At 56.6% G+C, this 4,734-nt stretch carries 2 rRNA genes; both read right to left on the bottom strand.

What is annotated here, in order from left to right:
* Nucleotides 1-91: 91 nt before the first annotated feature.
* Nucleotides 92-3,199 (bottom strand): 23S ribosomal RNA (locus tag GJ743_RS04230).
* A 466-nt stretch (nucleotides 3,200-3,665) separates the two neighbouring features.
* Nucleotides 3,666-4,734: ribosomal RNA gene (locus GJ743_RS04225) — 16S ribosomal RNA — on the bottom strand; the annotation flags it as partial.

The raw sequence follows: 4,734 nt of genomic DNA, 5'->3' as shown, positions 1-4,734 counted from the left end.
TTGTTGTGTGTTCGTCTGTTGGGAACCACAGAGTGGACGCGAGAATCATCTTGGCCATGTACTCCAGCCTTGAAACGGGGTACATGTGGTGATTGTCAAGTTGTCGGCGTATTAGTACCAGTCAGCTGCACACCTTGCGGTGCTTCCACATCTGGCCTATCAACCCAGTCGTCTGGCTGGGAGCCTCTCCCCCATGATGGGGATGGAAATCTCATCTCGAGGCCGGCTTCCCGCTTAGATGCTTTCAGCGGTTATCCATCCCGAACGTAGCTAACCAGCGGTGCTCCTGGCGGAACAACTGGCACACCAGAGGTTCGTCCAACCCGGTCCTCTCGTACTAGGGTCAGATCCTCTCAAATTTCCTGCGCGCGCAGAGGATAGGGACCGAACTGTCTCACGACGTTCTAAACCCAGCTCGCGTACCGCTTTAATGGGCGAACAGCCCAACCCTTGGGACCTACTCCAGCCCCAGGATGCGACGAGCCGACATCGAGGTGCCAAACCATGCCGTCGATATGGACTCTTGGGCAAGATCAGCCTGTTATCCCCGAGGTACCTTTTATCCGTTGAGCGACAGCGCTTCCACAAGCCACTGCCGGATCACTAGTCCCGACTTTCGTCCCTGCTCGACCTGTCAGTCTCGCAGTCAAGCTCCCTTGTGCACTTACACTCGCCACCTGATTGCCAACCAGGTTGAGGGAACCTTTGGGCGCCTCCGTTACTCTTTGGGAGGCAACCGCCCCAGTTAAACTACCCACCAGGCACTGTCCCTGAACCGGATCACGGTTCGAAGTTAGATATCCAGAGTGACCAGAGTGGTATTTCAACAATGACTCCACGAACACTGGCGTGCCCGCTTCACAGTCTCCCACCTATCCTACACAAGCCACACCGAACACCAATACCAAGCTGTAGTAAAGGTCACGGGGTCTTTCCGTCCTTCTGCGCGTAACGAGCATCTTTACTCGTACTGCAATTTCGCCGAGTTCGCGGTTGAGACAGCTGGGAAGTCGTTACGCCATTCGTGCAGGTCGGAACTTACCCGACAAGGAATTTCGCTACCTTAGGATGGTTATAGTTACCACCGCCGTTTACTGGGGCTTAAATTCTCAGCTTCGCCCCGAAGGGCTAACCGGTCCTCTTAACCTTCCAGCACCGGGCAGGCGTCAGTCCGTATACATCGTCTTGCGACTTGGCACGGACCTGTGTTTTTAGTAAACAGTCGCTTCCCACTGGTCTCTGCGGCCATCAACGCTTCCCCCAGCAAGTGGGTTCACGAATCAGGCCCCCCTTCTCCCGAAGTTACGGGGGCATTTTGCCGAGTTCCTTAACCACGATTCTCTCGATCTCCTCGGTATTCTCTACCTGACCACCTGAGTCGGTTTGGGGTACGGGCGGCTGGAACCTCGCGTCGATGCTTTTCTCGGCAGCATAGGATCACCCACTTTTCATCCGCATCACGTCTCAGCCTTGATGAGTCGCGGATTTGCCTACGACTCGGCCTACACGCTTGCCCCGGGACAACCATCGCCCGGGCTGGGCTACCTTCCTGCGTCACACCTGTTATCACGCTCACTCCACCAGACGGGGTCGCACGCCGCCACCAGGATCCGTCCCGAAGGACATCACCAGGTCTTGGGATGCTTAGCACTCCTGGTCTCGTGTGGGCGGTTCTTCGCCGGTACGGGAATATCAACCCGTTGTCCATCGACTACGCCTGTCGGCCTCGCCTTAGGTCCCGACTTACCCAGGGCAGATTAGCTTGACCCTGGAACCCTTGGTCTTCCGGAGGACGGGTTTCTCACCCGTCTTTCGCTACTCATGCCTGCATTCTCACTCGTGTGCCGTCCACGGCTGGTTTCCACCGCCGCTTCACCCGGCACACGACGCTCTCCTACCCATCACCACGACTGGACCACGAAGGCCTATCGATATGCGGTAATGCCACGACTTCGGTGGCGTGCTTGAGCCCCGTTACATTGTCGGCGCGGAATCACTTGACCAGTGAGCTATTACGCACTCTTTCAAGGGTGGCTGCTTCTAAGCCAACCTCCTGGTTGTCTGTGCAACTCCACATCCTTTCCCACTTAGCACGCGCTTAGGGACCTTAGTCGGTGGTCTGGGTTGTTTCCCTCTCGACGATGAAGCTTATCCCCCACCGTCTCACTGCTGCGCTCTCACTTACCGGCATTCGGAGTTTGGCTGACGTCAGTAACCTGTTGAGGCCCATCGGCCATCCAGTAGCTCTACCTCCGGCAAGAAACACGCAACGCTGCACCTAAATGCATTTCGGAGAGAACCAGCTATCACGAAGTTTGATTGGCCTTTCACCCCTATCCACAGCTCATCCCCTCAGTTTTCAACCTAAGTGGGTTCGGTCCTCCACGACGTCTTACCGTCGCTTCAACCTGGCCATGGATAGATCACTTCGCTTCGGGTCTAGGACCTGCGACTGAATCGCCCTATTCAGACTCGCTTTCGCTACGGCTCCCCCACACGGGTTAACCTCGCCACAGATCACTAACTCGCAGGCTCATTCTTCAAAAGGCACGCCGTCACACCAACAAAGGGCGCTCCGACGGTTTGTAAGCAAACGGTTTCAGGTACTATTTCACTCCCCTCCCGGGGTACTTTTCACCTTTCCCTCACGGTACTTGTCCGCTATCGGTCATCTGGGAGTATTTAGGCTTATCAGGTGGTCCTGACAGATTCACACGGGATTTCTCGGGCCCCGTGCTACTTGGGATCCCCCTCCGGGCTGCGTGACATTTCGGCTACGGGACTCACACCCACTCCGGTCCGGCTTTCAATCCGGTTCGCCTATACCACGCACGTCACCGCGGCCGACCGGCAGATCGACCAGAGAGGTCCCACAACCCCGACCATGCAACCCCTGCCGGGTATCACACATGACCGGTTTAGCCTCATCCGCTTTCGCTCGCCACTACTCACGGAATCACGGTTGTTTTCTCTTCCTGTGGGTACTGAGATGTTTCACTTCCCCACGTTCCCTCTACCCGCCCTATACATTCAGGCGGGAGTCACCAGGTCACCACGAAGGGCCTGGCGGGGTTTCCCCATTCGGAAATCCTCGGATCACAGCTCGTTTATCAGCTCCCCGAGGCTTATCGCAGATTACGACGTCCTTCTTCGGCTCCAGATGCCAAGGCATCCACCGTTTGCTCTTAGAAACTTGAAATCACATGAGTTTGAATCGATCGACACACCCCGAAGGGCATGCAGATTGACCAATGATTAGTCACACACACCCCGAAGGGCATGCGATCGAAATCTTGTGACCCAACGTCGAAACGACGTTGAATCTAAGATGCTCGCGTCCACTATGTAGTTCTCAACAGACGACCAGAACCCCCACCCCCACCAGCAACCGCCGGCAGAACATGAAGGCCTGACAGGGAACCATCCCCGACCACAGGCATCCGAAGACACCCAGGCCCATGTCCGGTCCCTCAGGACCCAACAGCGTGCACGCACCCGACCGGCCGGCCCCCACCGTTCCAACCACCCCGAAGAGCGGCGTACTAGGTCTGAACCATTCAGACGAACACCTATGTCAATGTTCCACCCATGAGCACCCAGCGAGACACGAACGGTCTCGATCTGGGACCCCTGGAACCAGGCGAACCCGGTCCAGTGCTCCTTAGAAAGGAGGTGATCCAGCCGCACCTTCCGGTACGGCTACCTTGTTACGACTTAGTCCTAATCACCGATCCCACCTTCGACGGCTCCCTCCACAAGGGTTAGGCCACCGGCTTCGGGTGTTACCGACTTTCATGACTTGACGGGCGGTGTGTACAAGGCCCGGGAACGTATTCACCGCAGCGTTGCTGATCTGCGATTACTAGCGACTCCGACTTCATGAGGTCGAGTTGCAGACCTCAATCCGAACTGAGACCGGCTTTTTGGGATTCGCTCCGCCTTACGACATCGCAGCCCTTTGTACCGGCCATTGTAGCATGCGTGAAGCCCAAGACATAAGGGGCATGATGATTTGACGTCATCCCCACCTTCCTCCGAGTTGACCCCGGCAGTCTCACATGAGTCCCCACCATAACGTGCTGGCAACATGCGACGAGGGTTGCGCTCGTTGCGGGACTTAACCCAACATCTCACGACACGAGCTGACGACAACCATGCACCACCTGTAACCGAGTGTCCAAAGAGTTCCACATTTCTGCGGCGTTCTCGGTCATGTCAAGCCTTGGTAAGGTTCTTCGCGTTGCATCGAATTAATCCGCATGCTCCGCCGCTTGTGCGGGCCCCCGTCAATTCCTTTGAGTTTTAGCCTTGCGGCCGTACTCCCCAGGCGGGGCGCTTAATGCGTTAGCTACGACACGGAAACCGTGGAAAGGTCCCCACATCTAGCGCCCAACGTTTACGGCGTGGACTACCAGGGTATCTAATCCTGTTCGCTCCCCACGCTTTCGCTCCTCAGCGTCAGTAAGTGCCCAGAGACCTGCCTTCGCCATCGGTGTTCCTCCTGATATCTGCGCATTCCACCGCTACACCAGGAATTCCAGTCTCCCCTACACCACTCAAGTCTGCCCGTACCCACCGCAGACCTCAGGTTGAGCCTGAGGATTTCACGGCAGACGCGACAAACCGCCTACGAGCTCTTTACGCCCAATAATTCCGGACAACGCTCGGACCCTACGTATTACCGCGGCTGCTGGCACGTAGTTAGCCGGTCCTTTTTCTGCAAGTACCGTCAAG

This window comes from Agromyces bracchium (assembly GCF_009709675.1).
In the GTDB taxonomy this organism is placed as follows: Bacteria; Actinomycetota; Actinomycetes; order Actinomycetales; family Microbacteriaceae; genus Agromyces; species Agromyces bracchium.
Note: the sequence above shows the minus strand (reverse complement) of the source record. Positions and strands in the feature narration are given on the sequence as shown.